The 24502-nt window shown below is 61.6% G+C and carries 23 protein-coding genes; 8 read left to right on the plus strand and 15 right to left on the minus strand.

Annotated elements, in window-relative coordinates:
• Positions 1-30: 30 nt before the first annotated feature.
• The 3 genes from JOE27_RS19325 to JOE27_RS19335 all read right to left on the minus strand — a co-directional run bounded on the left by JOE27_RS19325 (position 31) and on the right by JOE27_RS19335 (position 3042).
• Complete coding sequence (locus tag JOE27_RS19325) at positions 31-921, minus strand: alpha/beta hydrolase (protein WP_204919487.1); 891 nt, start codon at positions 919-921, stop codon at positions 31-33.
• A gap of 82 nt (positions 922-1003) precedes the next feature.
• Positions 1004-2350 (minus strand): sensor histidine kinase, encoded by a 1347-nt coding sequence (locus JOE27_RS19330; RefSeq protein WP_204919489.1) that lies wholly within the window; start codon positions 2348-2350, stop codon positions 1004-1006.
• Positions 2350-3042, minus strand: a complete 693-nt coding sequence (locus tag JOE27_RS19335; protein ID WP_115273479.1) for a response regulator transcription factor — start codon at positions 3040-3042, stop codon at positions 2350-2352. The genes JOE27_RS19330 and JOE27_RS19335 overlap by 1 nt, the downstream gene beginning before the upstream one ends.
• Before the next feature lie 193 nt (positions 3043-3235).
• On the opposite strand from JOE27_RS19335, the gene JOE27_RS19340 reads away from it, so the two are divergent.
• The 4 genes from JOE27_RS19340 to JOE27_RS19360 all read left to right on the plus strand — a co-directional run bounded on the left by JOE27_RS19340 (position 3236) and on the right by JOE27_RS19360 (position 7212).
• The gene (locus tag JOE27_RS19340; protein ID WP_204919491.1) at positions 3236-5410 is read left to right on the plus strand and encodes a TonB-dependent siderophore receptor; all 2175 of its coding nucleotides are present in this window, start codon (positions 3236-3238) and stop codon (positions 5408-5410) included.
• Between the two features lie 344 nt (positions 5411-5754).
• Positions 5755-5994, plus strand: a complete 240-nt coding sequence (locus tag JOE27_RS19345) for a hypothetical protein (protein ID WP_115273481.1) — start codon at positions 5755-5757, stop codon at positions 5992-5994.
• A 589-nt stretch (positions 5995-6583) separates the two neighbouring features.
• Positions 6584-6826: a hypothetical protein gene (locus JOE27_RS19355; protein ID WP_204919493.1), complete on the plus strand. Its 243-nt coding sequence runs from the start codon at positions 6584-6586 to the stop codon at positions 6824-6826.
• 122 nt (positions 6827-6948) lie between these two features.
• Positions 6949-7212: a DUF3077 domain-containing protein gene (locus tag JOE27_RS19360; RefSeq protein WP_046785111.1), complete on the plus strand. Its 264-nt coding sequence runs from the start codon at positions 6949-6951 to the stop codon at positions 7210-7212.
• 35 nt (positions 7213-7247) lie between these two features.
• Here the strand turns inward: JOE27_RS19360 and JOE27_RS19365 are convergent.
• From JOE27_RS19365 to JOE27_RS19415, 11 genes are all read right to left on the minus strand, one after another.
• A protein-coding gene (locus tag JOE27_RS19365; protein ID WP_125924402.1) for an IS3 family transposase occupies positions 7248-8485 on the minus strand; the annotation gives its coding sequence in 2 pieces (ribosomal slippage) (positions 7248-8137 and positions 8137-8485; 1239 coding nt in all).
• Between the two features lie 290 nt (positions 8486-8775).
• Positions 8776-9477, minus strand: a complete 702-nt coding sequence (locus JOE27_RS19370) for an XRE family transcriptional regulator (RefSeq protein ID WP_204919495.1) — start codon at positions 9475-9477, stop codon at positions 8776-8778.
• A gap of 157 nt (positions 9478-9634) precedes the next feature.
• Positions 9635-10872, minus strand: a protein-coding gene (locus tag JOE27_RS19375; protein WP_125924402.1) for an IS3 family transposase whose coding sequence is annotated in 2 segments (ribosomal slippage) — positions 9635-10524 and positions 10524-10872 — 1239 coding nt in all. Because the reading frame shifts where the segments join, the coding sequence is not laid out codon by codon here.
• Between the two features lie 101 nt (positions 10873-10973).
• Complete coding sequence (gene ppa, locus JOE27_RS19380; RefSeq protein WP_003255365.1) at positions 10974-11501, minus strand: inorganic diphosphatase; 528 nt, start codon at positions 11499-11501, stop codon at positions 10974-10976.
• A 93-nt stretch (positions 11502-11594) separates the two neighbouring features.
• Positions 11595-12410, minus strand: coding sequence for a M90 family metallopeptidase (locus tag JOE27_RS19385; RefSeq protein ID WP_046785113.1), 816 nt, complete (start codon positions 12408-12410; stop codon positions 11595-11597).
• Positions 12411-12418: 8 nt separating this feature from the next.
• Positions 12419-13066 (minus strand): DedA family protein, encoded by a 648-nt coding sequence (locus tag JOE27_RS19390; protein WP_039604165.1) that lies wholly within the window; start codon positions 13064-13066, stop codon positions 12419-12421.
• Positions 13067-13257: 191 nt separating this feature from the next.
• Positions 13258-13716 (minus strand): GNAT family N-acetyltransferase, encoded by a 459-nt coding sequence (locus JOE27_RS19395; protein WP_012312531.1) that lies wholly within the window; start codon positions 13714-13716, stop codon positions 13258-13260.
• Positions 13717-13823: 107 nt separating this feature from the next.
• Positions 13824-14642 (minus strand): ethanolamine ammonia-lyase subunit EutC, encoded by an 819-nt coding sequence (gene eutC / locus JOE27_RS19400; RefSeq protein ID WP_115273486.1) that lies wholly within the window; start codon positions 14640-14642, stop codon positions 13824-13826.
• A gap of 8 nt (positions 14643-14650) precedes the next feature.
• Complete coding sequence (locus tag JOE27_RS19405; RefSeq protein WP_046785115.1) at positions 14651-16045, minus strand: ethanolamine ammonia-lyase subunit EutB; 1395 nt, start codon at positions 16043-16045, stop codon at positions 14651-14653.
• A 48-nt stretch (positions 16046-16093) separates the two neighbouring features.
• Positions 16094-17542, minus strand: coding sequence for an ethanolamine permease (gene eat, locus JOE27_RS19410; protein WP_039604782.1), 1449 nt, complete (start codon positions 17540-17542; stop codon positions 16094-16096).
• A 168-nt stretch (positions 17543-17710) separates the two neighbouring features.
• Positions 17711-19231 (minus strand): aldehyde dehydrogenase family protein, encoded by a 1521-nt coding sequence (locus JOE27_RS19415; RefSeq protein WP_204919497.1) that lies wholly within the window; start codon positions 19229-19231, stop codon positions 17711-17713.
• Positions 19232-19487: 256 nt separating this feature from the next.
• Here JOE27_RS19415 and JOE27_RS19420 point away from each other — a divergent pair, with 256 nt between their 5' ends.
• From JOE27_RS19420 to JOE27_RS19435, 4 genes are all read left to right on the plus strand, one after another.
• Positions 19488-21473, plus strand: a complete 1986-nt coding sequence (locus JOE27_RS19420; protein WP_204919499.1) for a sigma-54-dependent Fis family transcriptional regulator — start codon at positions 19488-19490, stop codon at positions 21471-21473.
• A gap of 66 nt (positions 21474-21539) precedes the next feature.
• Positions 21540-22889: a UDP-N-acetylmuramate:L-alanyl-gamma-D-glutamyl-meso-diaminopimelate ligase gene (mpl, locus tag JOE27_RS19425; protein ID WP_119688203.1), complete on the plus strand. Its 1350-nt coding sequence runs from the start codon at positions 21540-21542 to the stop codon at positions 22887-22889.
• Positions 22886-23515, plus strand: a complete 630-nt coding sequence (gene ubiX / locus JOE27_RS19430) for a flavin prenyltransferase UbiX (protein WP_039603651.1) — start codon at positions 22886-22888, stop codon at positions 23513-23515. The genes mpl and ubiX overlap by 4 nt, the downstream gene beginning before the upstream one ends.
• Positions 23512-23799 (plus strand): YceK/YidQ family lipoprotein, encoded by a 288-nt coding sequence (locus JOE27_RS19435; protein WP_204919502.1) that lies wholly within the window; start codon positions 23512-23514, stop codon positions 23797-23799. The genes ubiX and JOE27_RS19435 overlap by 4 nt, the downstream gene beginning before the upstream one ends.
• 46 nt (positions 23800-23845) lie before the next feature.
• On the opposite strand, the gene JOE27_RS19440 is transcribed toward JOE27_RS19435, so the two are convergent.
• Entirely contained in the window at positions 23846-24490 is a 645-nt protein-coding gene (locus tag JOE27_RS19440) for an oxidoreductase (RefSeq protein ID WP_012312540.1), read from the minus strand.
• Between the last annotated feature and the right edge of the window lie 12 nt (positions 24491-24502).

Consider the following 24502-nt stretch of genomic DNA (forward strand, 5'->3'; position numbering starts at 1 on the left):
GGGGTGACAGGCCTGATGGAACGCGTAGGTCTAGCGAGACATATCCTCAATTACTTCTTGCAATGAAGCTGGCAGCATCGGCCCATGCCCCACCCCCTCGAACCGCTCGAAACGCACCTGCAACCCCGGCACCTTGTCCAGGTAAGCCGCCAGCTCGCGCGTCGGCCGCTCTACATCGCCTTGCACCGGTGCGCGCGGGCTCGACGGTTCGTCGCCACCGCGCATGAGCAACAGCGTCGGTCGGTTATTGCCCAAGCGCTGCTGTAGCCCCCGCGCTTGCCGAACAATAGCTCCATCGTGCCACCACAACGACGGGCTGGCCGCCGCATATTCGCTGAACGCTCCAGGCCGAGTGAACAACGCGTGCAACACCGCCAAGCCGCCATAGGAATGCCCCCACAGCGTCTGCCGCTGCGGGTCGATGGGCGCCACACCGGCTACCATCGGCCGCATGCGCTCGGTAAGCAAGTCCAGGAATGCATCCACGCCACCGCTGGGCAGGTGGGTCAGCGGATCGCGCTGTTCTGCAAGCCCGGCAATTGCCGGTGTGTAGTCGTAGGTACGCCCGGTTCGCTCGATGCGCTGCTCGGTCTGATACCCAACCGCCACCAGCAGTGGTGCCTGGCCCGCTGCGAGTTTGCCCAGTTGCGCACTGTCCAAAGCACCGAGTGCGGCATTGCCGTCGAGCATCCACAACACCGGATAACCTGCGGCGGGCGCCGGGCGGTTTGGCTTGCCGACCCACAAGCGGTAATGGCGCTGGCCATCGGCCGAGTCCAGGTCGAGGTGGCTGAAACGATAGGCCAGGTCCTGGCGCTGCAGCAGTGAAGTGTCCATCTTCTGCTCGCGTTGCGGCTGCGCCAGGGCAAGCGGGGCCGCAAGGGCCAACGCCAATGCCAGGGACAGGGTGATCTTGCTCATCAGGCGCCTCATCGATGCTTTGCAAGGAGCGCAAAGCGGGAGAGCCCAGATGATAATCAGTCCTGATTGAGCGTAAAGCGTATTAACTTTCTAAACATTCCTGGGCAACAGGCAGCAACAGGTGCAGGCAAAGGCCGGGATGACCATTGCTGGCCCACAGCCGGCCGCCTTGCAGTTCGACCGCGCGGCGGGCGATGGCCAGCCCCAGGCCGAAACCTGCGCCGCTGTCGGGCAAGCGCTGGTAGGGCTTGAAGATGCGTTCGAGTTCAGCGTGAGGCACGCCGGGACCCTGGTCACTCAGGCGCAAATGCCAGCGGTCGCCCTCACGCCAGCCATCGAGGCTGACCCGGCCATCGGCAGGCGAATGGCGGATGGCATTGCGCATGAGGTTTTCCAGCGCCTGGGCCAGGCTGTCCAGATGGGCCTGCACCACGCATTCGATGCCGAGCGAGCAGGGCAGCCGTGCACGGTCCCAGCCGCTCTCGAAGCAGGCGTCCTGGCATAACGCTTCCCACACGGACACCATCAGCACCGGTTCGGTGCGTAACTGCGGCTGCTCGGTGTCCATCCAGGCGAGGTCCAGCGTGTCCTCGAGCAGCTTCTGCATGTCATTGACCTCGTGGCCCAGGCGCTCGCGCAACTGGGCGGGGGGCAAATCACTGTCATGGGCGATGCGCAGCCGCGCCAGGGGCGTGCGCAGTTCGTGAGACAAAGTACGCAGCAGCAGGCGTTGCTGCTCCAGGCTTTGGCGCAGGCGCCCGGCCATGTGTTCGAAGGCCTGCGCCAGTTCGCCCAATTCATCGCGGCGATCCTGCAGGGGCAGGCCAGGGCCGTCCAGGTCGTCCGCGCGCAAAGCATCAGCGCGGTCGCGCAGGCGGTTGAGCGGTACCACCAGGTGCCGGTAGATCGCCAGGCCAAGTAACAGCGCCAGCAGTGTGGGTGCAACGCCGTGAGTGATGAGGTGGGTCCAGGGGGTCAGGCCGGTGGGTAGCAGGCGCTCGGGCAGCTGCAACACCAGCCGGCCCTGTTCTGGATGCTGCGGGAACTCGATGCTGACGTAGGGCAGCTCATCCTGCAGGCGCCGGCTCATCGGCCAGTCGAGTTTGCGCATGAAGGTCAGGCGGCTGGCCTCGTCGACATTCAGCGGCGCGGTGCCGAGGCTTTGCAGGTGCGGCCCGATCAATGCCGCCCAGGTGTTCTCGGCGTGCTGCAGTTTTCTGCGAAAGGCTTCGGCGCCGGCCGCACCGCCTTGCTGCCAGGCCTGTTCAGCCTGCTGCGCATAGCGCGCCAGATAATCCTGGTCGGCCTGGGACAGAAAATAAGTGCTGCGCTCCACCGACAGGCCCCAGGTCCAGATCAGCCAGGTCATCAGCAGGCAGAAGCTGACTTGCAGTGCGGCCAGTTTCCACAGCAGGGGATGGCGGCGCATCACAGGTGTTCCGTGTCGACCAGGATGTACCCTTGGCCACGTACTGCCTGTATCTGCACATGCTGGGCACCGATATCGGCCAGCTTGCGGCGCAGGTTGCACACATGCACGTCCAGCCCACGGTCCAGGCGGGTGTAGGCGCGGTGCAATACGGTCTGGTAGAGGAATGCTTTGCTCAAGGCCTCACCGGGGTGGGCGCTCAAGGTGGCCAGCAAGCGAAACTCAGAGGCAGTGAGGCCGGCAGCCTTGCCGTGGTGAATGACATCCTGATGGTCCTGGTCGAGCATTACCTTGCCGGTTTCGGTTGGTGCCGCCGGCCTGCGGTCAAAGGCCACCCGGCGCATCAGAGCATCGACCCGCGCGTCCAGTTCCGCCAGGCTGAAGGGCTTGGGCAGGTAATCGTCCGCCCCGCGGGTAAAGCCACTGATGCGGTCCTGCTCGGCCCCCAGCGCCGACATCAGTATCACCGGAACTGCCTGCTGGCGGCGCAACTCGTCGAGCAGGCTGAGGCCGTCCAGGCCTGGCAGCATGATGTCCAGCAACACCAGATCGAAGCCATTGTGTTGCACCGCGTTCAACGCCTGAGGGCCGGTGGCGCAGGCGTTGACCACAAAGCCCCGGTTGAGGAAGTGGCGCTGGAGGTCCTCACGCAGGCGTGGGTCATCTTCGACGAGCAGGAGTGAGGTTGGCATTGGCAGTCTTGAATGAGAATTCGTATCAGTTGGCGATCATCCCATTGCAGGCAGGGGAAGGGCAATCGCCCCGTGCCGGGCCTAAGTGTTAAGAAGGTTAATCCTGCTGCACCCCTAGTTTTCGTCCGGTATCGTTCGCAAAAAGCAACGTGTTTCGTTTGCGATTAAATATCATTTGGGCGGAAGGTGTGTCATGAGCGGTTTCAAAGGTGTGGGAAGCCCCCGACGGGTGCGGGGCTGGCTGATGCTGGGGTTGTTGGCGCCGTTTTCTTTGTCGGCACTGGCCGAAACGGTCGCCAGTGAGGTTGCTGCGGACAGCTCGCTCGACCTGCCGGCGCTGACCATCGAAGGCAACCGCCTGTACGACATGCTGCCTTCGGAAGAAACCGGCGGTTACAGCGTCGACGCTGCCACGGTGGGCACCAAGACCCCAGCGTCGCTCAAGGAAATACCGCAGTCGGTCACCGTTTACACCCAGGACTACCTCAAAGACCGCCAGTTCGTGCACCTGGACGACCTGGCCAAGTACACTGCGGGCCTGCGCACCCTGACCAACGACAGCGGGCGGTCGTCGATCTATGCCCGTGGTTACGAGTACAGCGAGTTCAACATCGACGGCCTGCCGGCGCCCATGGCCAGTATTTTTGGCACCGTGCCGTCGCTGGCGGCATTCGACCGCGTGGAGATCATGCGCGGCCCGGCGGGGTTGTTCAGCAGCACCAGCGAGCTGGGCGGTATCGTCAACATGGTGCGCAAGCGCCCAACCGCCGAGTTTCAGGGCCACGTCGAAGCCAGCTACGGCACCTGGGACACCAACCACGAAGAAATCGACCTGGGCGGGCCGCTGGATGATGCAGGCCGGGTGCGCGGGCGATTCGTTGCATCGCGGGACGACACCAATGGTGAAGTGGACTACAACGCCAACACCAGCAACAGCTACTACGGCGCGCTGGACATCGACCTTGATGACGACACCCAGCTGTCGTTCGGCCTGATCCACGAAGTGAAGAACATCACCCCGCACAACGGCTACCCGGCAACGCTGTCTGGTGAGGTCCCGGATTTCAGCCATTCGAAGTTCCTTGGCGCTGACTGGAACTACTTCGACGGCAAGACCACCGACCTGGTTGCCGAGTTGACGCACCGCTTTGACAACGGTGGTTATGGCCGTATCGCCGCCCGTGGCTCGCACCGCGACACCAACTACCTCTATGCCTTCACTGCGACCAATGCCACCACCGGTGCCAACTCCGAGCGCGCCAGCGCCCGAGACTTCACCCAGGATACCTATTCGCTGGATGCCAGCTACAGCCAGCCGTTCGAAACCTTCGGCCAGGTCAGCGAATTCGTGGTGGGTACCGACTACAAGAACTACGACACCGAGTACCTCAACGGCACCACCAACCTGGGGGCCATCAACGTCAACAGCTACTCGCCGACCCAGTTCGCCAAGCCGTCACCGAACTACAGCACCGAAACCGGTATGCAGGAGGAAGAGTACGGCCTGTACTCCAAGGTCACCTTCCGCCCGGTCGAGCGTTTGGCGCTGATTGCTGGTGGCCGCTTCAGCTGGTATCGCGGTGATTTCTACACCACTACCCTGAGCACTGCTTCGACTGTCGATGACAACAAACGCGTGGATGGACGGTTCACACCGTACGGTGGCGTGGTCTACGACCTGACCGAAAACCATGCGCTGTATGCCAGCTATTCGCAGGTATTCAAGCCGCAGTCAGATACCGACAGCAATGGCCGCGTACTCAAACCGCGTGAAGGCGAGCAGTATGAGTTTGGCCTCAAGAGCAGTTACTTTGGCGGCGACCTCAATACGCGTGTCTCGGTATTCCGTTTGACCGACGAGAACCGCGCCAGCACCGAATATGATGAAGATGGCGTAGACACCGGTTTCTCCGTGGCATCGGGCAAGACCCGCGTGAAGGGCGCCGAGGTGGAAGTCAGCGGCAAGCTGACGCCGAACTGGGAGCTGCTGGCGGGCTACACCTGGATGGAAACCGAAACCCTCGACGGTGATGCCGAAACTACCTTCTTCATCATGCCGCGCAACCAGGCGTCGCTGTGGAGCAAGTACACCATCAGCCAAGGGCCTTTGACCGGGCTGGCCATTGGTGGCGGCGTCTCGGCGATGAGCAACTTCCATTCCGAGAGCGGCGGCGTGCGCATCGACGCACCGGGCTACGCCACGGTGGATGCGATGCTGTCGTACCCGGTCACCTCGAAGCTGACGGCCACCTTCAACGTCAACAACCTGTTCGACCGCGATTACCTGTCGCGGGTGGGGTCGACTTCGACGTTCAACTTCTATGGGCCTTCGCGCAGCATGATGGTTGGTGCACGTTACGATTTCTGACGTATTTCCCAGGAAATATTCAGATTTTTACCGTTGCTTGTAGTCCATTTCTGAAATAGCTTGCTACCGCCTTTTCGGCATTGTGCTGCTTTTCTCTGCGGCCTAGTCTGGGCCCGTCGTTGCCAAATCAGCGACCGGGCCTGCAAGCCCGCACAGAAAACGCATGCTTATCACCGAAAGCCAATGGTTTGCCATTGAGCACGCTTGACGGTGGCTGCGTACGGGAGGTTTTCGAACCTGCCGGTTTTCGTTCTCTGTCCGGTCTTGCAGACCCGTACGTGGCCGCCACCCATCACACTGCAAGTCATGAGTGCGGCTCTAGTGAATCCACAGAGGGCTACGCCATGCTTAAAATTGTCCCCGACCCACCCCATGATAATCGTTCCCTTGAAGACACCCTGATCCAGGCCGCGGACTATGCGCTGTGCGCCACGACTGTGGTGCACCAGGCGCTGCTGCACCCCAAATCCCCGGTATCGATCTTGATGATGACCTCGCTGGATGAAATGGAGGCGCTACGGGTTTTGCTCGAATCGGCGCTGATCCAGGTGCAGATGCCCACAGGCCCTCGGACCTTGCATTAAGGCTTAAATGATCTGCCGCCTGAGCCGGCCCACAGGGCTCAGCAGCGCTGCGGGCATTGTAGGAGCCGGCTTGCCGGCGATGAGGCTAGGCCGGGCAGCGGAAATTTCAAGGAGACCTCGACGCTGACGGCCACCTTCAACGTGAACAACCTGTTCGACCGCGATTACCTGTCGCGGGTGGGGTGGATTTCGACGTTCAACTTCTATGGGCCTTCGCGCAGCATGATGGTTGGTGCACGTTACGATTTCTGACGTATTTCCCAGGAAATATTCAGATTTTTACCGTTGCTTGTAGTCCATTTCTGAAATAGCTTGCTACCGCCTTTTCGGCATTGTGCTGCTTTTCTCTGCGGCCTAGTCTGGCCCCGTCGTTGCCAAATCAGCGACCGGGCCTGCAAGCCCGCAGACGAATCCCAGCGCTATCCGAGGTGCCTAGTGTCGGCAGCTTCGGCCAATGGTGGCTGCGTGCTGGAGATCTTCGGATCTGCCGGTTCTCGTCTGTCCGGTCTTGCAGACCTGCACGTAGCCGCCACCCATCAAATGCAAGTGATGTCGTGGTGGTCCATCAGGACGCAGACGAGATTACATCATGCTTAAAATTGTCCCCGACCCACCCCATGATAATCATTCCCTTGAAGACACCCTGATCCAGGCCGCGGACTATGCGCTGTGCGCCACGACCGTGGTGCACCAGGCACTGCTGCTGCACCCCAAGTCCCTGGTATCGATCTTGATGATGACCTCGCTGCATGAAATGGAGGCGCTACGGGTTTTGCTCGAATCGGCGCTGATCCAGGTGCAGATGCCCACAGGCCCTCGGACCTTGCATTAAGGCTTAAATGATCTGCCGCCTGAGCCGGCCCACAGGGTTCAGCAGCGCTGCGGGCATTGTAGGAGCCGGCTTGCCGGCGATGAGGCCAGGCCGGGCAGCGGAAATTTCAAGGAGTTTGAGCAATGACCACTCACACGACCAAATTCACTGTCGGCAAGACCACCTTCTTCCAGGGTGAAGACCACAGCCACCCACTGTTCCGCATCGAAGCCGGCATTCCATGCCAGGATGCCCGGGAGCAAGCGTCGGAGTTGATGGGGTATGTGCGGGAACTGACCATAATTGGCCTGATGGATGAGAAACCCATGATGATATGGGCTTCGCATTACCTCAGTGCCATGGCCAAGGCGCTGATGGATGATGCCGAGTTGGGCATGATGCATTAACAGCATGTCTAGTCCTGAAATAGGTTTACACCAGCTCAGGTAGGCCGACAGGCCTCAAACGCCCGATGCACCGCATCGGGCGTTTTGTTTTTCAGGGCCATATGAGGCCGTTCTGTGTTGTAAATCTGCACTGCCTCGTCAACCATCTGTCTCGCTTGCTCCAGATCTTCAGGGCTGCTCAACAGAAGTTCCATCTTGAGGATTCCATTGACTCGCTCGGCCAGCGCGTTCTGGTAACAGTCATACCCATCAGTCATGGAGCACTGAACGCCGTGCCGTTGATGCAGTGACTGGTATAGCGCTGAGCAATATTGGATTCCTCGATCCGAATGGTGGACCAATGGCTGGCGACGACCTCGCTTTCGTAAAGCCTGCCTGAAGGCTTGCGCTACTGACTCGGCGTGCAGGCTTTCATGGACGTGGTGGCCAACAATTTTCCTGGAGTACGCATCCGTTACCAGGCTCAGGTACAGCGGCCCGTTACGTGCGGGCAGGTAAGTGATGTCGGCAACCCAGACGTGCTCCGGCCTTGTCGGAACGACCTGGCTTGGGCCGGGCTTGAGTAAGTTGGGATGGCGGTAGAAGCGATGAAAGCTCTGTGTTGTCTTGTGGTAGGCCCGCTTAGGCAGCACTAGCAAACGGCGCTCTCCCAAGACCTGGAACAGCCTATCTCGGCCGACCTGGAATCGTCTGTCAGGTTGGCAATGCAGCAGATAGTGCAGCTTGCGTGTGCCTAGACGAGGCTGGCGCATCCGGACTTGCCGTACAAACTCAACCACCTGGTCTGCCTGGCGTTCTTTGTCATCGGCAGCTCGATTACGTTTGTAGTAAGCCTGTCGACTGATACCTAGAAACTGACAAGCCCTGGCAATGCTCAGTCCTGCGACTTGACCTTGCGAGAGGACTTGCCGGATCGCTTTTTTACGATCGAGACACCATAGTCATTTTTCAGAACATCAACGACAGTTTCAAAGAACTGGGCCTTCTGGCTCATCAGCTCAAGCTGCTGCTCAAGCTCTTTGATCCGCTGCTCTGGAGTGAGCGTTTTGGGGTCAGACATCGCGCAGCTCCTCTCGTCGCGGATCGAGGCCCCCTGGCTCCAATCCTGCCGACCGTGCTTACGCAACCATACCAGAACCGTCGACCGCCCCTGGATGCCGTACCGCACCTGGGCCTGCTTGTAGGTCAGTTCGCCTTTTTCAATCTGATCAACCACCGCCAATTTAAAAGACAGCGAGTAATCACGCTGTGTGCGCTTTACACCTTGTTCCATCTGACTCTCCGGAAATTCGGGATGGGAGGTGTAAACCTTATTCAGGACGGGACAGCAGGCATTAAAAAGCCGGCTTGTGGCCGGCTTCTCGGGGACGCTTCCGGCTAATTTATGGTAAGCCGCAACCGCCTTAACTGTGTGGCCATCAAGGGCCTGAAAGAGATGGCGAACGTTCGTGTGAAACGTTGCCGAGCCCTCTGGACTGCGGCTTGCGCCGGTCGGGGCTGAATGTGGCGCGTAGCATACAAGGGCCTGCCCAGGATGCCCAGCAAAAAATGGCACAGGGTGTTTCATTCGGGGCGTTGCTGAGAAAAATGCGACCAGTGGAAAACCCAGCCGAGTATCTTCAAGTGCTGTGCCTGGCGCTGGGCAGGGGTGAAGCGTTCCACGGTGTAGTTGCGCCGGTCATGGCTGTGCAGGCACAGGGTGCCCTTGTGGCCGAGGCTGAGGCTGTTCACCCTGAGTGCGCCATTGTGCAGCAGGGCATAGGTTTCACCGTCCTTGACCCGGGTCTGGCTGACGTCAATGGCCAGTATCGCGTCGCGTGGCACCCACGGCGCCATGTTTTGGCTTGGCATGGCCAGGCAGACGACATTTTCTGTTGCCACGCCTAAGGCCTGCAGCGCTTCAACCGGGAGTTGCAGGTATTTGCCGTCGAGAGTTACCAGCTTGCCGTCGTGCACTTGCTGAAACGGCACTTGCAAGAGCCGGGTGGCCCGGGTCGATAGCGAGGTGGGCGAATTGTCCGAGGCGGGCGGCAGGGTGCAGGTGCGCAGGATCGAGCTGGGGTGTTTGGGGCCTTCGCCGCTGCGTAGCCAGCGGCGGTGTACGCAAAACAGGTCGGCCAGTTCGTCCAGGCGAGCCAGGGGAACGCCGCGTTTGAACCAGTTGTTGACGTGCTGGGGCGTCACACCGCGCTGGGCGGCGAAGTCGGAAGAGGTCAGGCCACACTCGTGGAGGAGGGCCTTGAGGCGGTCACCGGAGGTTTTCATGCAGCCGAGTGTAGCGGCGCGGTGCCAGTAGGGATATGAACCGGGTGTTGACGTGATGTGTACGAAAAACGCCTAACGGTAGGACGCTGGATTAGGACTGCGTAGGATTTTTTACCATTGCAGCGCGTGTCTAGTCCTGAAATAGGTTTACACCAGCTCAGGTAGGCCGACAGGCCTCAAACGCCCGATGCACCGCATCGGGCGTTTTGTTTTTCAGGGCCATATGAGGCCGTTCTGTGTTGTAAATCTGCACTGCCTCGTCAACCATCTGTCTCGCTTGCTCCAGATCTTCAGGGCTGCTCAACAGAAGTTCCATCTTGAGGATTCCATTGACTCGCTCGGCCAGCGCGTTCTGGTAACAGTCATACCCATCAGTCATGGAGCACTGAACGCCGTGCCGTTGATGCAGTGACTGGTATAGCGCTGAGCAATATTGGATTCCTCGATCCGAATGGTGGACCAATGGCTGGCGACGACCTCGCTTTCGTAAAGCCTGCCTGAAGGCTTGCGCTACTGACTCGGCGTGCAGGCTTTCATGGACGTGGTGGCCAACAATTTTCCTGGAGTACGCATCCGTTACCAGGCTCAGGTACAGCGGCCCGTTACGTGCGGGCAGGTAAGTGATGTCGGCAACCCAGACGTGCTCCGGCCTTGTCGGAACGACCTGGCTTGGGCCGGGCTTGAGTAAGTTGGGATGGCGGTAGAAGCGATGAAAGCTCTGTGTTGTCTTGTGGTAGGCCCGCTTAGGCAGCACTAGCAAACGGCGCTCTCCCAAGACCTGGAACAGCCTATCTCGGCCGACCTGGAATCGTCTGTCAGGTTGGCAATGCAGCAGATAGTGCAGCTTGCGTGTGCCTAGACGAGGCTGGCGCATCCGGACTTGCCGTACAAACTCAACCACCTGGTCTGCCTGGCGTTCTTTGTCATCGGCAGCTCGATTACGTTTGTAGTAAGCCTGTCGACTGATACCTAGAAACTGACAAGCCCTGGCAATGCTCAGTCCTGCGACTTGACCTTGCGAGAGGACTTGCCGGATCGCTTTTTTACGATCGAGACACCATAGTCATTTTTCAGAACATCAACGACAGTTTCAAAGAACTGGGCCTTCTGGCTCATCAGCTCAAGCTGCTGCTCAAGCTCTTTGATCCGCTGCTCTGGAGTGAGCGTTTTGGGGTCAGACATCGCGCAGCTCCTCTCGTCGCGGATCGAGGCCCCCTGGCTCCAATCCTGCCGACCGTGCTTACGCAACCATACCAGAACCGTCGACCGCCCCTGGATGCCGTACCGCACCTGGGCCTGCTTGTAGGTCAGTTCGCCTTTTTCAATCTGATCAACCACCGCCAATTTAAAAGACAGCGAGTAATCACGCTGTGTGCGCTTTACACCTTGTTCCATCTGACTCTCCGGAAATTCGGGATGGGAGGTGTAAACCTTATTCAGGACGGGACAGCGCACACAAAAAAGCCCCGCCGAAGCGGGGCTTGGTGCAACCGGTATCAGCCCTTGTAGGCAGCGACCGATTTGGTGATCGCGGCGCGGGCGGCGTCGGCGCCTTCCCAGCCTTCGATCTTGACCCACTTGCCCTTCTCGAGATCTTTGTAGTTCGCGAAGAAGTGCTCGATCTGCTGAATCAGCAGTGCTGGCAGGTCGGTGTATTCCTTCACGTCAACGTACAGCTGCGACAGCTTGTCGTGCGGAACAGCGATGACCTTGGCGTCGCCGCCGCCGTCGTCGGTCATGTTCAGAACGCCGACTGGGCGAGCGCGGATGACCGAACCTGGTGCGACCGGGTAAGGCGTAACCACCAGCACGTCCAGCGGATCACCGTCGTCAGCCAGGGTGTTCGGGATGAAGCCGTAGTTGGCCGGGTAGAACATCGGGGTAGCCATGAAGCGGTCGACGAACAGGGTGTCGCTGTCCTTGTCGATTTCGTACTTGATCGGCGCGTGGTTGGCCGGGATCTCGATGGCGACGTAGATGTCGTTCGGCAGGTCTTTGCCAGCCGGAATCTTGCTGTAGCTCATTGGGCAGTGCCCCCGTGTTTGATCAAAAAAGTGGCGGCGATTATAGGCACATTCGGCCTGGGCATGCCACGCCCGACCTGATGCGCGGGCGCCTCAGGCGTGGCTTTCGCGGTAGTCCGGGTGTTCGGCCTGCAACCGCGTCAGGCGCGCCAGAGGGTCCTGGCGGTAGAACAGTGACAGTTGCCGGTACACCTGTGGATAAGCCTGCTGCAAGAGGTCGGGCGCGCTGAAGAAGTACTCGCTGGTGACGGCAAAGAATTCTGCCGGGTTTTCGGCCGCATAAGGGTCGATGGCCGTTTGCGTTTCAGGGTCGGCGTCCAGCTGGCGGTTGAGGTCGTCATACGCCTGCTGCATGGCCGTGGCCCAGTCTTCAACCTGCATGTCACTGTGCAGCGGTGGCAGGCCATTGGCATCGCCATTAAGCATGTCGAGCTTGTGTGCCAGCTCGTGGATCACCAGGTTGTAGGCTTCCCAGCCGCCGCTGGCCAGCACCCCGGCCCAGGCCATGATCACCGGGCCCTGCTGCCAGGCCTCACCGCTGTGTTCACCATCCCAGACATGCTCCACGCCACTGGCGTCGCGATGGCGCTGCGGGCTCTTGAAGTCGTCCGGGTAGAGGATGATCTCGTGAAAACCCTGGTACCAGTTGAGTTCCCCCAGGTGCAACAGCGGTAGCTGGGCCTGGGCGGCGAGGAACAGGCGTTGCTGGTCATCCAGCTCGACGCCGGGCAGGGTGGTCAGGTGCTTGTCGAGCAGGAACAGGATGCAGGCATCACGTAGCCGACGGTCTTCGTCGTCGCTGATGCCGTCGAGCATCGGCAGGCGTTCACGGACCACCTGCCATTGCTGTGGATCGACCGGGTAGCGCGCCAGCGTGCGCTTGCGCCGCCAGGCGCTGAAGGACCACATGGCGTTCGTCAGTGTGCCTTGGCGGTGCGGCCCAGGCGCCCGCGCAGCAGGCCCAGGACCATGGGTACCAGCGACAGGAAGATGATGCAGACCACCATCAGCGAAAGGTGCTGCTTGATGAACGGCACGTTGCCGAAGAAGTAGCCGAGGGTCACCAGGCCGCCGACCCACAACAGCGAGCCTGCAACGCTGAAGGCCAGGAAGCGTGGGTAATGCATGTGGGCGATGCCAGCGACGAACGGCGCGAAGGTGCGCAGGATCGGCAGGAAGCGCGCCAGGGTCACGGTTTTGCCACCATGGCGTTCATAGAATTCATGGGTGCGCTGCAGGTAGTCGCGACGGAAAATTTTCGAATCGGGTTTGTTGAACAGCCGTTCACCTGCCGTTCGCCCGATCACGTAATTGGTGCTGTCACCCATGATTGCCGCGGCCATCAGCAGGCCGGCCAGCAGTACTGGGTCCATGCCGCCACCTGCGGCCACGGCGCCGGCGATGAACAGCAGTGAATCACCCGGCAGGAAGGGCATTACCACCAAGCCGGTCTCGCAGAAAATCACGGTGAAGAGGATGGCGTAGATCCAGGGGCCGTAGTTGGTGACCAGCAGATCAAGGTAGGCATCGAGATGCAGGATGAGGTCCAGCGGGTTGAAATCCATGTACAGCACCTGTGTTCTTGACCCGCAGCTACGGGCGAGCGGACTTGCGGTAGGGTAAATTTTCAGACATGCCAAGAGCAGGCATTATACGGCCAAGTCGCGAGGATGCCCGGAGAGTTTGTAGCGGGGGGTTACTGAGGGTGCCGGTACCGGCCCGATCGCCGGCCAGCCGGCGGTCGGGCCAGTACTGATCAGTCTTGGCTGATCGGCAAGATGTAGCTTTCGAACTCGGTATCTTTGCGAAAACCGATGGATTCATAGGTCCTCTGCGCCACCTCGTTGTTGGCGCTGGTCGAAACCCTCATACGCACGGCCTGGGTGTCCTTGGCCATCTTCTTGGCCTCACGGATCAGATGGTCAGCCACCAGCATGCGCCGTGAGTCTTCGGCCACATAGATGTCATTGAGAATCCATACCCGCTTGAGCGACAGCGACGAGAAGCTCGGGTAGAGCTGGCAGAAGCCCAGCAGTTTGGCGTCGTCATCGTCCGGCAGTGCCAGGTAAATGACCGACTCGTCGCGTTTGAGGCGCGTTTCCAGGAATTTGCGCGAGCTGTCCGGGTATGGCAGTTGCCCATAGAACTCGCGGTATCGGACGAACAGCGGGGTGAGCAGGTCGAGGTGTTCCAGGGTTGCCTTGATAATGCGCATGTGCGGCCCTCAGAGTCCATTTGGGAAACAGCGGAATGCCAGCAGCTTTCAATCGCATGCTGCCCAATGCCGGCCAGAAGCGCAATCCACCGTCCGTGACATGTTCTTTACCCTTCACCGAGTAGGAAATTGCCTTTTTGATTAGAGGTGTTTTCACTGTCGATAGTATGGACCTCCGCTTCGTCCTTAAGATTCACGCCAGATAGCTGTCGGCGACAGGCCTCGCGCATCAGGTATAGCAGGCGATGCGCGGCCATGCCGTAGCTCAGGCCTTCCAGGCGCACGTTGGAGATGCAGTTGCGGTAAGCGTCGGTCAGGCCCACCTTCGGCGCGTAGGTGAAGTACAAGCCCAAGCTGTCGGGTGAACTGAGCCCGGGGCGCTCGCCGATCAGCATCACGGTCATGCGCGCCCCCAGCAGTTGGCCCACTTCGTCGGCCACGGCTACCCGGCCTTGCTCCACCAGCACCACCGGTGCGCTGGTCCAGCCATCGGCGGCGGCCTGCTCCTCGAAACGGGCCAGGAACGGCAAGGTGTGGCGATGCACGGCCAGGGCCGAGAGGCCGTCGGCCACCACGATGGCAAGGTCGCAGCCGCCAGGGTTGGTCTGGGCGTGCTGGCGCAACTGTTCCACCGAGCGATCGTTCAGGCGCCGGCCCAGGTCCGGGCGTTGCAGGTACTGGTTGCGGTCGCTGGCGGCGCTGTGCAGTACCAGGCTGTCACGCCCGCGTTCCTTCAATTGTTCGCTCAGTGCCGTGTGGTCGAATGCCAGGTGCACGGCATCGCGGGCCTGGGCGTGGGCGAACTGGAAGTCCAGCTGGGCGCTGGTTGGCAGGCTGATGCCGCTGCGGCCAAGGGCGATACGCGCCGGCGTCAGGTTGCGCAGGGCCAGCCAAGGATTTTCGGGGGTGGGTATCTGACGGTCCATGGTCACCTCTATGCCAGCTGTGCCAAGGCCTGGCGGAACGCCGGCGGCAGGTTGTCGCCGAAGCGTACCCGGCCATCGGCCTGGGTGAATATACCGGTGCGCTGCAACCAAGCCTCGAACTCAGGCCCGGGTTTGAGGCCCAGTGTCTGGCGCGCATAAAGCGCGTCATGGAACGAGGTAGTCTGGTAGTTGAGCATGATGTCGTCGGAGCCGGGGATGCCCATGATGAAGTTGATCCCGGCCACACCCAGCAGGGTCAGCAGGGTGTCCATGTCGTCCTGATCGGCCTCGGCGTGGTTGGTGTAGCAGATGTCGCACCCCATCGGCACGCCCAGCAGCTTGCCGCAGAAGTGGTCCTCAAGGCCGGCACGGATGATCTGCTTGCCGTTGTACAGGTACTCGGGGCCGATGAAGCCGACCACGGTGTTGACCAGAAACGGCTTGAAATGGCGGGCCACGGCATAGGCGCGAGTTTCGCAGGTTTGCTGGTCGACGCCGTGGTGAGCGTTGGCCGACAGGGCGCTGCCCTGGCCGGTTTCGAAATACATGAGGTTCTGCCCCAGCGTGCCGCGCTTGAGCGACAACCCGGCCTCGTAACCTTCCTGCAGCACGTTGAGGTTGATGCCAAAGCCGGCGTTGGCCGCCTCGGTGCCGGCAATCGACTGGAACACCAGGTCCAGCGGCACGCCGCGGTTGATTGCCTCGATCGAGGTGGTGACGTGGGTCAGCACGCAGGCCTGGGTGGGAATGTCATAGCGCTGGATGATGGCGTCGAGCATTTCCAGCATGGCGCAGATCGAGGCGATGCTGTCGGTGGCCGGGTTGATGCCGATCATGGCGTCGCCATTGCCGTACAGCAGGCCATCGAGAATGCTGGCGGCAATCCCGGCCGGCTCGTCAGTGGGGTGGTTGGGCTGCAAGCGGGTCGACAGGCGCCCGCGCAAGCCCATGGTGCCGCGAAAACGGGTGACTACACGGATCTTCTGCGCCACCAGTACCAGGTCCTGTACGCGCATGACCTTCGATACGGCAGCGGCCATTTCCGGGGTCAGGCCAGGCGCCAGGGCGCGCAGGCTGTCCTCGTCGGCTTCGTCACTGAGCAGCCAGTCACGCAGGCCGCCGACGGTGAGGTGGCTGACCGGGGCGAAGGCCTGGGCGTCGTGAGTGTCGATGATCAGGCGGGTAACTTCGTCCTGCTCGTACGGGATGAGCGCTTCGCTGAGGAAGTGGCTGAGCGGAATATTGGCCAGTGCCATCTGCGCCGCCACCCGTTCACCGTCGTTGGCGGCAGCAACGCCAGCCAGGTAATCCCCGGAACGTGCGGGGCTGGCTTTGGCCATCACGTCCTTGAGGCTGTCGAAGCGGTAGACCAGGTGGCCTACCGTGTGTACGAAACTTGCCATACAGAATCTCCAGAGTGCCGCGGGCGTGCCCGCGGCAGGTGTCGGCAATCAGTGCAGGGCCTCTTCGGCCTTCTGGATCGCGGCGAATTCCTCTTCCGGTGTACCCGCAACCAAGTGGTGGCGGCTGTAGAACGCAAAGTAGGCAATCAGTACTGCATAGATCACTGCGGCGCCAATCACCACCCGTGGGTCGACCAAAAAGCCTGCGACCACGGCGATGCATGCCAGCACCAGGGCTACGCCCGAGGTGAAGATGCCACCAGGGGTGCGATAGGGGCGTTCCATCTTGGGCCGGCGGATGCGCAGGGTGATGTGCGCGGCCATCATCAGTACATAAGACAGCGTCGCACCGAACACTGCAACCAGGATCAGCAGGTCGCCCTGGCCGGTCAGTGACAGGCCGAAACCGATGATGCCAGGGATGATCAGGGCCAGTACCGGGGCCTTGCTCTTGTTGGTTTCGGACAGCTTGCGCGGCAGGTAGCCGGCGCGGGAAAGGGCGAAGATCTGCCGCGAATAGGCATAGATGATCGAGAAGAAGCTGGCAATCAGACCGGCCAGGCCAACCAGGTTGACGAAGCCGCCCATCCAGGTGGAACCGCCATACGCCTTGGAAAGTGCTTCTACCAGTGGGTTGCCGGAGGCTTTGAGCGCTTCGGAGCCCGCACCACCCGGGCCTACCACGAGGATCAGCAGGGCAAACGCCAGCAACACCAGCATTGCGCCAATCAGGCCGCGTGGCAGGTCACGTTTCGGGTTCTTGGTTTCCTCGGCCGCCAGCGGCACGCCTTCTACCGCCAGGAAGAACCAGATCGCGTAGGGGATTGCCGCCCACACGCCAACATAACCGAACGGCAGGAAGCTGCTGGCGCCGACCGCGTCGGTCTGGGCGATGTCGAACAGGTTCGCCGCATCAAAATGGGGCACCATGCCCACAAGGAAGACAGCCAGGGCGATGGCGGCGACGGCGGTGATGATGAACATCAGCTTCAGGGCTTCACCGACCCCGAAGATGTGGATGCCGATAAAGACGATGTAGAACGCCAGGTAGATCATCCAGCCGCCAATGCCGAACAGGGACTGGCAGTAGGCACCGATGAACACCGCGATGGCTGCCGGAGCGATGGCGTACTCGATGAGGATCGCCGTGCCTGTCAGAAAGCCGCCCCACGGCCCGAAGGCGCTGCGGGCAAAGCCATAGCCGCCCCCGGCGGTAGGGATCATCGAGGACAGTTCGGCCAGCGAAAAGCACATGCATAGGTACATGGTGGCCATCAGCAGGGTGGCAAGGAACATGCCGCCCCAGCCACCTTGGGCGAGGCCGAAGTTCCAGCCGGCATAGTCGCCGGAGATCACGTAGGCGACGCCCAGGCCCACCAGCAGGACCCAGCCGGCGGCGCCTTTTTTCAGTTCACGTTGCTGGAAATAGTCCGAACCGACCTTTTCGAAATCGACGGAAGCGCCTGCCGGTGCGCCGGAGGATTGATCGCTTGGCATAGTTTCACCTGTTCTTTTTCTTGGTGGCCGGAAGGGTTCCGGCCGATGGTGATGGGTACTGCAGGAAGCGAGCCATGCAAGCTACAAGCCGCAAGCTACAAGCCTGAAGAAAAAGCAGGTTGGCGTTCTATCCGCTTTTTCTTGCAGCTTGCAGCTTGCCGCTGCCGCTTAGAAGAAGCCCAGCGGGTTGATGTCGTAGCTCACCAGCAGGTTCTTGGTCTGCTGATAATGGTCGAGCATCATCTTGTGGGTTTCACGGCCCACGCCGGACTTTTTGTACCCGCCGAACGCGGCGTGCGCCGGGTACAGGTGGTAACAGTTGGTCCATACGCGGCCAGCCTTGATGCCGCGGCCCATGCGGTAGGCGCGGTTGATGTCGCGGGTCCATACACCGGCGCCAAGGCCGAACTCGGTGTCGTTGGCGATGGCCAGTGCCTCGGCTTCGTCCTTGAAGGTGGTGACGCTGACCACCGGGCCGAAGATTTCTTCCTGGAACACGCGCATCTTGTTGTTGCCTTTGAGCAGCGTCGGCTGGATGTAGTAACCGGTCGCCAACGCGCCTTCCAGCTTCTCCACCTTGCCACCGGTCAGCAGTTCGGCGCCTTCATCCTGGGCGATCTGCAGGTACGACAGAATTTTTTCGAACTGCTGTTGCGAAGCCTGGGCGCCGACCATGGTGTCGGTGTCGAGCGGGTCGCCGCGCTTGATCTGCAGCACCTTCTTCATCACCACTTCCATGAACTGCGGGTAGATCGACTCTTGCACCAACGCCCGCGACGGGCAGGTGCATACCTCGCCTTGGTTGAAGAACGCCAGCACCATGCCTTCGGCAGCCTTGTCGATGAAGCTCGGCTCGGCCTGCATGATGTCTTCGAAGTAGACGTTGGGTGATTTGCCGCCCAGTTCGACGGTAGACGGGATGATGTTCTCGGCGGCGCATTTCATGATGTGCGAGCCGACCGGGGTAGAGCCGGTGAAGGCGATCTTGGCGATGCGCTTGCTGGTGGCCAGTGCTTCGCCGGCCTCGCGGCCATAGCCCTGGACTACGTTGAGCACGCCGGGCGGCAGCAGGTCGCCAATCAGCTCTACCAGCACGGTGATGCCCAGCGGGGTCTGCTCGGCCGGTTTGAGCACCACGCAGTTGCCAGCGGCCAGGGCCGGCGCCAGTTTCCAGGCGGCCATCAGGATCGGGAAGTTCCACGGGATGATCTGCCCGACCACGCCCAGTGGCTCATGGATGTGATAGGCCACGGTATTTTCGTTGATCTCGGCGGCACCGCCCTCTTGGGCGCGTATGCAGCCGGCGAAGTAGCGGAAGTGATCGACCGCCAGCGGGATGTCGGCGTTGAGGGTTTCGCGGACCGGCTTGCCGTTGTCCCAGGTTTCGGCGATGGCCAGCACTTCCAGGTTCTGCTCGATGCGGTCGGCGATCTTCAGCAGCACGTTGGAGCGGTCCTGCACCGAGGTGCGGCCCCAGGCATCGGCGGCTGCGTGGGCGGCGTCGAGCGCCTTGTCGATGTCTTCGGCAGTGGAGCGGGGGAATTCAGCGATCAGCTTGCCATTCACCGGGGAGGTGTTGTCGAAATACTGCCCCTTGACCGGAGCTACGAATTCACCACCGATGTAGTTGCCGTAGCGGCTCTTGAAGGAAACCTTCGCGCCTTTGGTACCGGGATGTGCATAACGCATGGTGTGTCTCCTGGTTAATTGTGTTTGTTGAGGAGTTGGAAAGCGTAGAGCAAAGGTTGGGCCAGCGTGGGGAGGGCCATTGGAATCAAGGGTTTGCGCAGTTTCTGGATGAGCCTGCAGAGGGGGTTGTCCCAGAAGTGGCACGGCCTGGGTGACACTTTGTACCGTTTGCGACACGCTTGATTGCGGTGCATTGCAAAGCCCGGGCGGGTGGAGGATGCTGGCAGGACGCTCTATCTGCGGAGAACAAAAACCAATGCAGAGCCACCACCTCAGTCGGCATGCCCAGCAAGTGCATACCGTTGCCCACGGCGAAGCCGGCGGTGCCGGTAGCGACCCGTCGATTGCCCGATCCTGGCTGCGATGCCTGGAGGACTATCATCTTGATCCCGAGGTGCTTGCGGCGCCGGTCGTGCTGGAACACGGCCGCCTGCTCGAAAGCCGTGAGCGCCTGAACCAGGTGCTGAAAATCGCCGACAATGAAATGAACAGCCTGCACCAGCAGCTATCAGGTGCCGGGCACGCGGTACTGCTGACCGATGCGCGCGGTGTCATCCTCAATTGTGTCACCGCACCCAGCGAACGGCGCATTTTCGAGCGTGCAGGGTTGTGGTTGGGCGCTGACTGGAGCGAGGCGCGCGAAGGCACCAACGGCATCGGCACCTGCCTGGTCGAGCGCCAGGCGCTGACCATCCATCAGAACGAACACTTTCGCGGGCGGCACACCGGGCTGACCTGTTCGGCCAGCCCTGTTTTCGACCCGCATGGCGAGCTGCTGGCAGTGCTCGATGTGTCATCGGCGAGGCCGGATGTCTCGCGTCAGAGCCAGTTTCATACCATGGCGCTGGTCAACCTTTCGGCAAAGATGATCGAGAGCTGTTACTTCCTGCGCCACTTCGAGCAGCAATGGTTGCTGCGCTTCCATCTGCAGGCCGAGTCGGTGGGGTTGTTCAGCGAAGGGCTGCTGGCGTTCGACGCCGATGGCCGTGTCTGCGCGGCCAACCAGAGCGCCCTCAACCTGTTGGGCACCGTCCGTGGCGGGGTACTGGGCAAGCCGCTGGAAATGTTTTTTGCCTGTAACCATGATGAGCTCTTCAGCCGCGCCATGCCCAATGGCAGCACGGCCTGGCCGCTGTATACGCGTGATGGTCGCCAGGTATTTGCCAGCTTGCGCGGGCAGGCGAAGGCACCGGTGTGGGCGGTGCCGGCGGGTTTGCCCGAAGCCCGGCCAGAGGCTGCCCCCGGCATTTGTCTGATGGACCCGGCGCTGCAGGGTGATTTCCGGCGTGCGCTGCGGGTGTTCGAGCGTGATGTGCCACTGCTGGTGTCGGGCGAGACCGGTTGTGGCAAGGAAGCCTTCGCCCAGGCAGTGCACCAGGCTAGCCAGCGGCGCGGCAAGCCGTTCGTGGCAGTCAACTGCGCCTCGATTCCCGAAAGCCTGATAGAGAGCGAGTTGTTCGGTTACCGCGGCGGCAGTTTTACCGGGGCGCGCAAGGAAGGCATGCGCGGCAAGCTGCTGCAGGCCGATGGCGGCACATTGTTGCTCGACGAGATCGGTGACATGCCGCTGGCGCTGCAGACCCGTCTGCTACGGGTCCTGGAGGAACGTCAGGTGGTGCCGATCGGTGGTGAGCCGCAAGCGGTCGATGTGCGGATCGTCAGTGCTACCCACCGCGACCTGCTTGAGCGGGTGGAGCAGGGCACCTTCCGCGAGGACCTGTATTACCGGCTCAATGGCCTGGAAGTGACGATGCCGGCGGTGCGTGAGCGCAGTGACAAGGCTCAGTTGCTGGATTTCCTGTTGCGGCAGGAAGCGCAAGGCCAGGCCATCGAAATCGAGCCAAGCGCCCGCCAGGCGCTGCTGGATTTTGCCTGGCCGGGCAATGTGCGCCAGATGCGCAACGTGCTGCGTACGTTGGTGGCATTGTGTGAGGATTGTCATGTCGCGTTTGCGGATCTGCCCGCAATCGTGCGCAACACTTCCAGCCCTGTAGGAGCGGCCTTGTGTCGCGAAAGGGCCGCCGAGCGGCCCCAGGATTTCGATAGCGCTGCCCAGTTTGCGGGGGCCGCTTCGCAGCCCTTTCGCGACACAAGGCCGCTCCTACAGGCGGAGGGCCAGGCCCTGTTATCCGTACTGGAGGCAAACCGCTGGCACCTGACCCGTGTCGCCGAGCACTTGGGTATCAGCCGCAATACCTTGTATCGCAAACTGCGCAAACACGGCATCGCCAGGGGCGTCTGAGCGAAACAGCGAGTGCGATTTCCCGCGCCCTGGGCTACCCTGCCTCGAAGTTTTGCGAGGTCGACCATGCATATTCATATTCTCGGTATTTGCGGCACTTTCATGGGTTCGCTGGCGGTGCTGGCCAAAGAACTCGGCCACCGTGTGACCGGTTCGGACGCCAACGTCTACCCACCGATGAGCACCCAGCTCCAGGCCCAGGGCATCGAGCTGACCCAAGGCTATGACCCGGCCCAGCTGGACCCGGCGCCGGACCTGGTGGTGATCGGCAACGCCATGTCGCGGGGCAACCCGGCGGTGGAGCATGTGCTCAACAAAGGCCTGCCTTATGTCTCCGGCCCCCAGTGGCTGGCCGACCATGTGCTGCAGGGGCGTTGGGTGCTGGCCGTGGCCGGTACCCACGGCAAGACCACCACCAGCAGCATGCTGGCCTGGGTCCTGGAGCATGCCGGCATGAGCCCCGGCTTCCTGATCGGTGGCGTGCCGCAGAACTTCTCGGTGTCGGCACGCTTGGGCGATACGCCGTTCTTCGTGGTGGAGGCCGACGAATACGACAGCGCGTTCTTCGACAAACGTTCGAAGTTCGTGCACTACCGTCCGCGCACTGCGATTCTCAATAACCTTGAGTTCGACCACGCGGACATCTTCCCGGATCTGGCCTCCATCGAGCGTCAGTTCCATCACTTGGTGCGCACCATTCCGAGCGAAGGCCTGGTGATCCATCCGACCACCGAACAGGCGCTGGAGCGGGTAATCGGCATGGGTTGCTGGACGCCAGTGCAGACCACCGGCGAGGGTGGCCAATGGCAGGCGCGCTTGCTCAGTGCCGACGGCTCGCGCTTCGAAGTGCTGTTCGAGGGGCAAGCGCAAGGCGTTGTGGACTGGGCCCTGACCGGCCAGCACAACGTTGCCAACGCGTTGGCAACGTTGGCCGCTGCCCGTCACGTGGGGGTGGTGCCTGCCATGGGTATTGAAGGCCTGAGCGCGTTCAAGAGCGTCAAGCGGCGCATGGAGAAGGTCGCAGAAGTTCAGGGCGTGACTATCTACGACGACTTCGCTCACCATCCGACGGCTATCGCCACCACCCTCGACGGCCTGCGCAAGCGGGTGGGCGAGGCACCGGTGATCGCCATCATCGAGCCTCGTTCCAACTCTATGAAGCTGGGCGCGCACCGTGACGGCCTGCCGGAAAGCGTCAACGATGCCGACCAGGTAGTCTGGTATGCGCCAGCCAACCTGGGCTGGGACCTGGCGGCGACTGCGGCGCAGTGCAAGGTGCCGAGCGTGGTCGCCGACAGCCTCGAAGCGATCATCGAGCGGGTCAAGGGCCAGGCGCGGCCGGGCACACACGTGGTGATCATGAGCAATGGCGGCTTTGGCGGCCTGCATGGCAAGCTGGCCGAGGCCCTGAAGTGAGCGGGCCGGAACGCATCACCCTGGCCATGACCGGCGCCTCCGGCGCGCAGTATGGCTTGCGTCTGCTCGATTGCCTGGTGCGCGAAGACCGTGAGGTGCATTTTCTCATCTCCAAGGCCGCGCAATTGGTGATGTCCACCGAGACCGACGTGCTGCTGCCGCCCAAGCCTCAGGCCATGCAGGCCTTTCTGACCGAGTACACCGGTGCTGCCGATGGGCAGATCCGCGTGTATGGCAAGGAGGACTGGATGTCGCCGGTGGCTTCGGGCTCCGGCGCACCGGCGGCCATGGTGGTGGTGCCGTGCTCCACCGGCACCTTGTCGGCCATCGCCACCGGGGCCTGCAACAACCTGATCGAACGTGCCGCCGACGTGACCCTCAAGGAGCGTCGCCAGCTGATCCTGGTGCCGCGCGAGGCGCCATTCTCGACCATCCATCTGGAGAACATGCTCAAGCTCTCGCAGATGGGGGCGGTGATCTTGCCGGCAGCGCCCGGCTTCTATCACCAGCCGCAGACCATCGATGACCTGGTCGACTTCGTCGTGGCGCGCATTCTGAACCTGCTGAACATCCCGCAGGACATGTTGCCGCGCTGGGGGGAGCATCATCTTGGGGCGGATGATTGAAACGCACGTTGCCTGCAATGCTGGCCGTCCTGTTGCTCAACGGCTGTGCCACGGTGCGCACGCTTGATGCCAACAAGCCGGGCGCGCCGGTGGTGTATGCCGGCACCCGGCTGGACTTGTACGTGATCAATGGCGGGTGCTGCCCCAAGGATCATTTCGGGGCTAAGGCGCCGGCGTATCCGCGGCTGGACCTGCCTGGGAGCATGCTGCTCGATACCCTGCTGCTGCCATTATCGTTGCTGACGGCTGCCGGGATCGGCTTCCAGGCCACTGGCGGTCTGTAACGGCCCTGTCGCCGGCTTGCCGGCGACAGGGCCGTTCAGGCGGGCGCTATTTCTTGCCTAATCTACGCAGCTCATCCGACTCGACAACCCGAATCCCGTCCTCTTCCTCCAGCGCCAGGCGCCATAGCGCCCGCGCCAATGTGCAGGCTTCGATGCCCCGATACTTGCCCGGCATCAACCGTGCAAACGGGGAAGCCAGCCGTTCGCCCAAGCGCGGCGCAATGCGCTCACCCAGCAGCAGCGAAGGCCTGACAATCGTCAGTTGCGGCCAATCCTGCGCCTTGAGCGCCTCTTCCATTTCGCCCTTGACCCGGTTGTAGAAGATCGACGACTTGGGATCGGCGCCGATGGCGCTGACCACCAGCAGGTGGCGCGCACCCATCTCCCGTGCACGCTTGCTGAAGGCCACCACCATGTCCAGGTCGACGGCGCGGAACGCCTGCTCGGAGCCGGCCTGCTTCAAGGTAGTGCCCAGGCAGCAGTAAGCGATGTCCACGCGCCCGGCCAGTTGCGGTAGGAACACCGCAGGGTCACCGACCGGGTTTTCCAGGTGTGGGTGTTCGGCCAGGGGGCGGCGGGTGGGTGCCAGAACGCGGCTGATGGTGGGCTCGTTGAGCAGGCGGTCAAGCAGGTGTTCACCCGTCAGGCCCGTGGCTCCGGCAAGCAGGACATGCTGAGGCGTCAAGTACATGATGTCTCTCCT

Source organism: Pseudomonas sp. M5 (assembly GCF_016907075.1).
Taxonomy (GTDB): domain Bacteria; phylum Pseudomonadota; class Gammaproteobacteria; order Pseudomonadales; family Pseudomonadaceae; genus Aquipseudomonas; species Aquipseudomonas putida_E.

What these genes read in the sequence shown, in the direction of transcription:
- JOE27_RS19325 (WP_204919487.1), bottom strand. Translation starts at nt 921, where the DNA reads ATGAGCAAGATCACCCTGTCCCTGGCATTGGCGTTGGCCCTTGCGGCC.
- JOE27_RS19330 (WP_204919489.1), bottom strand. Translation starts at nt 2,350, where the DNA reads ATGCGCCGCCATCCCCTGCTGTGGAAACTGGCCGCACTGCAAGTCAGC.
- JOE27_RS19335 (WP_115273479.1), bottom strand. Translation starts at nt 3,042, where the DNA reads ATGCCAACCTCACTCCTGCTCGTCGAAGATGACCCACGCCTGCGTGAG.
- JOE27_RS19340 (WP_204919491.1), top strand. Translation starts at nt 3,236, where the DNA reads ATGAGCGGTTTCAAAGGTGTGGGAAGCCCCCGACGGGTGCGGGGCTGG.
- JOE27_RS19345 (WP_115273481.1), top strand. Translation starts at nt 5,755, where the DNA reads ATGCTTAAAATTGTCCCCGACCCACCCCATGATAATCGTTCCCTTGAA.
- JOE27_RS19355 (WP_204919493.1), top strand. Translation starts at nt 6,584, where the DNA reads ATGCTTAAAATTGTCCCCGACCCACCCCATGATAATCATTCCCTTGAA.
- JOE27_RS19360 (WP_046785111.1), top strand. Translation starts at nt 6,949, where the DNA reads ATGACCACTCACACGACCAAATTCACTGTCGGCAAGACCACCTTCTTC.
- JOE27_RS19370 (WP_204919495.1), bottom strand. Translation starts at nt 9,477, where the DNA reads ATGAAAACCTCCGGTGACCGCCTCAAGGCCCTCCTCCACGAGTGTGGC.
- ppa (WP_003255365.1), bottom strand. Translation starts at nt 11,501, where the DNA reads ATGAGCTACAGCAAGATTCCGGCTGGCAAAGACCTGCCGAACGACATC.
- JOE27_RS19385 (WP_046785113.1), bottom strand. Translation starts at nt 12,410, where the DNA reads ATGTGGTCCTTCAGCGCCTGGCGGCGCAAGCGCACGCTGGCGCGCTAC.
- JOE27_RS19390 (WP_039604165.1), bottom strand. Translation starts at nt 13,066, where the DNA reads ATGGATTTCAACCCGCTGGACCTCATCCTGCATCTCGATGCCTACCTT.
- JOE27_RS19395 (WP_012312531.1), bottom strand. Translation starts at nt 13,716, where the DNA reads ATGCGCATTATCAAGGCAACCCTGGAACACCTCGACCTGCTCACCCCG.
- eutC (WP_115273486.1), bottom strand. Translation starts at nt 14,642, where the DNA reads ATGGACCGTCAGATACCCACCCCCGAAAATCCTTGGCTGGCCCTGCGC.
- JOE27_RS19405 (WP_046785115.1), bottom strand. Translation starts at nt 16,045, where the DNA reads ATGGCAAGTTTCGTACACACGGTAGGCCACCTGGTCTACCGCTTCGAC.
- eat (WP_039604782.1), bottom strand. Translation starts at nt 17,542, where the DNA reads ATGCCAAGCGATCAATCCTCCGGCGCACCGGCAGGCGCTTCCGTCGAT.
- JOE27_RS19415 (WP_204919497.1), bottom strand. Translation starts at nt 19,231, where the DNA reads ATGCGTTATGCACATCCCGGTACCAAAGGCGCGAAGGTTTCCTTCAAG.
- JOE27_RS19420 (WP_204919499.1), top strand. Translation starts at nt 19,488, where the DNA reads ATGCAGAGCCACCACCTCAGTCGGCATGCCCAGCAAGTGCATACCGTT.
- mpl (WP_119688203.1), top strand. Translation starts at nt 21,540, where the DNA reads ATGCATATTCATATTCTCGGTATTTGCGGCACTTTCATGGGTTCGCTG.
- JOE27_RS19440 (WP_012312540.1), bottom strand. Translation starts at nt 24,490, where the DNA reads ATGTACTTGACGCCTCAGCATGTCCTGCTTGCCGGAGCCACGGGCCTG.